Source organism: Microcoleus sp. BM001215392 (assembly GCF_036700185.1).
Lineage (GTDB): Bacteria > Cyanobacteriota > Cyanobacteriia > Cyanobacteriales > Microcoleaceae > Microcoleus.
Genome location: NZ_JAUBOJ010000216.1, coordinates 1 through 3,113 on the forward strand (window position 1 = coordinate 1; position 3,113 = coordinate 3,113).

Sequence of the window (3,113 nt, forward strand, 5' to 3'; positions counted from 1 at the left end):
TATACGAAAGAGGCGGAAACAGCGATGTAGAAGAAGCTTTTGTAGAAGTAATGACAGCCTTTGGAATGCCTAATGATGCAATATCCCATCAGCGATATGTGTACATGGCTTATGGAATAGCATTAGCAGCTAAACCGACCATTAAACATTACTTTCCTGAAGAACACAAGGCTGATATCGTTCAAGCAATTGTATCGTGTTGGCTAAAGGATGGTGGTGAAATCCCAGAAACTTGGGCAGATACCTTGTTTCCTCATATCGACAAAATTGGAAAATATCAAGCTGCTGATGAAGCTTATAATATCTTCTACGGGTTGTTACAAACACTCAACACCAAAACAGCTTATAAGGCCATTTTGGACATTCTGTATGATGCCATTACTGGCGATGCAATTTCTGGTTTTGCTGCGGCCCAACGAGATATGTTTAATTGGTGGTTGATCGAGGTGATTCCTGCTGCTTATTGTTTAAAGCTGCCATCTACTTTATATTCGGGAAACTGGAAATTTCCGCCGTTGAGTCAGTGTGTGTAATTGCGATGAAGAAATCAATATAGCAACCGCCACATCGGTTAGGACAGAAATAAAGTCATGAATAGATCCCTGACTTCTCGCTTCATAAACGGTTTGATTCGGTTGCTATAACTGTCAACTGTCAACTGTCAACTGTCAACTGTCAACTGTCAACTGATAGAGTATTCTGTTTTTACCTTTCCGCATACACAAAAGCAGGTACCCGCTTGTAAGCAGGCGTGCCCGATCGCTTTTCAATCTCCGGATGAAAAATTACATTAACTTCAGGATAAAACATCAAAGCAGCACCCTCACGAACCGCCCCGTAAATCACCTCGACATTTTCCATTTTACCCACATTTCCCTGCACAGTCACCCGCTGATGTTCTTGCATACCAGCGCTTTCTGCATCGGCGCGATTCATCAAAATGCAGTTGCGGTGCGGCATTCCCCGGTACTTGTCATCATTTTTGTAAACCACAGTATTGTGCTGAGAATAACTGCGTCCCGTCATCAATGCCACAACTAAACCCCGCACCGATTCCGATGTACCAAAATCTTTAATTTCTGGTAAAGTTAGCACTGGTAAAGGTGCCACAAACATTTTGGCTTTGCCGGAATCGGTGGGAAATTTTGGTTCGGTAAAAATCCGCCCGCTGATGGTAAATTCTTCTTTGGTTTCATCAATTGTTGCCATTTTTTCAAAGCCGGGAATTGTTTTAGCAATCAATTGCCGCACGTACTTGGTATCTTGAAGTTGGCGCCAGTCTACCGGATAAGTGCCGTGAATTCTGGCGGCTAATTCAGTTAAAAAATGTACTTCGGGAATTAAATCAGAATCTTTGAGATGAGTTTCGCCTTCATCATTTAAACGCACAAAATTATTGCCAGATTCTACAGTTGTTTTGTAGGGATTTTCAAAGCGATTCAGCACCGGCAACACAATTGTATTGTGATGAGCCAATCCGCTAAAATGGCCCAAATTTGGTTTGGTGGCGAGGTAAATAATGGTTTCAATCTTGCCTAAAGCGCGTTTGGCTTCAGTTGAATCAGGATTGGCCCCGTACAAGTTGCCGCCCAAACAGATTAGCGTATCGACTTTGCCTGCATCTGCTGCTTCAATGAGCGATCGAGTGTTGTAACCCTTAACAGCGCTCAGGGGACGCCCCAATAACTGTTCGAGAGTGTGTTGGATTTCTTTTTTTAGCTCCACAGTCACGCCCATAGAGCCGAATCCTTGGACGTTTGAGTGTCCTCTCACCGGCATTAATCCCGCCCCTTCTTTGCCGAGATTTCCCGTCATCAAAGCAGTGTTGGCGATGCTAAACACATTATCTACGCCGTTTTGGTGTTGAGTAATTCCCATCGCCCAAGCGAAGACAACACGCTTAGAATTGCCGATTATTTTGGCTGCGGCTTCAATTTCTGCTTGGGAAACTCCGCAAGTTGTAGTAATAGTTTCCCACTCGGTTTCGCGGGCGTGCTGCACTACTGCTTCCCAGCCTTCTGTGTGGGCTTGCAAATAATTTTCGTCGAGCAATCCTTGTTCGATTACCGATTTTTGAATGCCGACAAATAGCGCCGTATCGCTGCCGGGAATTGGTTGCAAGTACAGCGACGAAATATCGGAACCGGGGATGAGCGACTTGATGGGAAATGCCGGAGAACCAAACTTGACTAACCCGATTTCCATCACCGGATTGATGACAATTATTTTACCGCCTTTGTCGCGAATTTTAATCAACTCGTTCATGAAGCGGGGATGGTTGTAGGCAGAATTGGCGCCCGCAAGTACGACGCAATCTGCTTGCTTTAAGTTTTCTAGACTGACTACCGAGGTGCGGGTACCAAACATTTCGTTTAACCCGGTGGTCGAGGGAGCGTGGCAGAGATCCGAACAATCTGCTAAGTTGTTAGAGCCGATCGCCCGCATCATCAATTGCAGCAGAAAAGCCGCTTCGTTGGAAGAGCGACCGGAACTGTAAGATGCCACTCGTTCGGGGGTTTTGCGAAACGCAGCCTCGGCAATTTCATAAACTTCTTGCCAAGAAATGCGATCGTAATGAGACGCACCAGCCCGCAAAATCATCGGAAAACTCAACCTTCCCAGCCTATCTGCTTCCCTGGAAGTTAACTGCTGGAGTTCTGCAATAGTGCGATCTTGAAAATAGTTAGTCGAGATAGCAGGTTTAATTTCAGCCGAGATTGCTTCAACACTTTTCATACAGCGCTGAAGTTTTTCGCCCTCTTCATTAGTAAAGCCTCCTTTCTGCCCGCCAGTGCCCCAAGAACAAGACAAACAAGCACTTTTGTGCAGCAAAGTTTGCCAAAGTTTCGGGCCTTCCGGCGACAAAGTATGCTCTGCCCAATATTCAATTACGGGCAAACCGCCGCCGATTTCTGGCGTTTCGTCATTTTTCTCGCTAAATGGCGGAACGGGTTGGATATTTTGGGAGTTGGTGTCCATAGGGTTTATTTTTTGTTAGAATTGCGAATTGATGTACAGTTAGGTTTATTACTATAATTTACCGCAAACTTACAGCCAAAAAATTAGTCAATAGATAGATGTTTTAATCTCAATTAAACTGTTGGTTCGTAGTG

At 44.8% G+C, this 3,113-nt stretch carries 2 protein-coding genes; one reads left to right on the plus strand and one right to left on the minus strand.

Going from position 1 to position 3,113, the window contains the following annotated elements; all coding sequences use genetic code 11:
* Positions 1-533 (plus strand): hypothetical protein (locus QT974_RS21160; RefSeq protein WP_333470388.1); only part of this gene is annotated, 533 nt, incomplete at its 5' end.
* A 172-nt stretch (positions 534-705) separates the two neighbouring features.
* Here the strand turns inward: QT974_RS21160 and QT974_RS21165 are convergent.
* A complete protein-coding gene (locus QT974_RS21165) occupies positions 706-2,979 on the minus strand; it encodes an FdhF/YdeP family oxidoreductase (protein ID WP_333470389.1) in 2,274 nt (757 codons plus the stop codon).
* Positions 2,980-3,113 lie beyond the last annotated feature (134 nt).

Coding starts and splice junctions, on each gene's coding strand:
- QT974_RS21165 (WP_333470389.1), bottom strand. CDS start 2,979: ATGGACACCAACTCCCAAAATATCCAACCCGTTCCGCCATTTAGCGAG.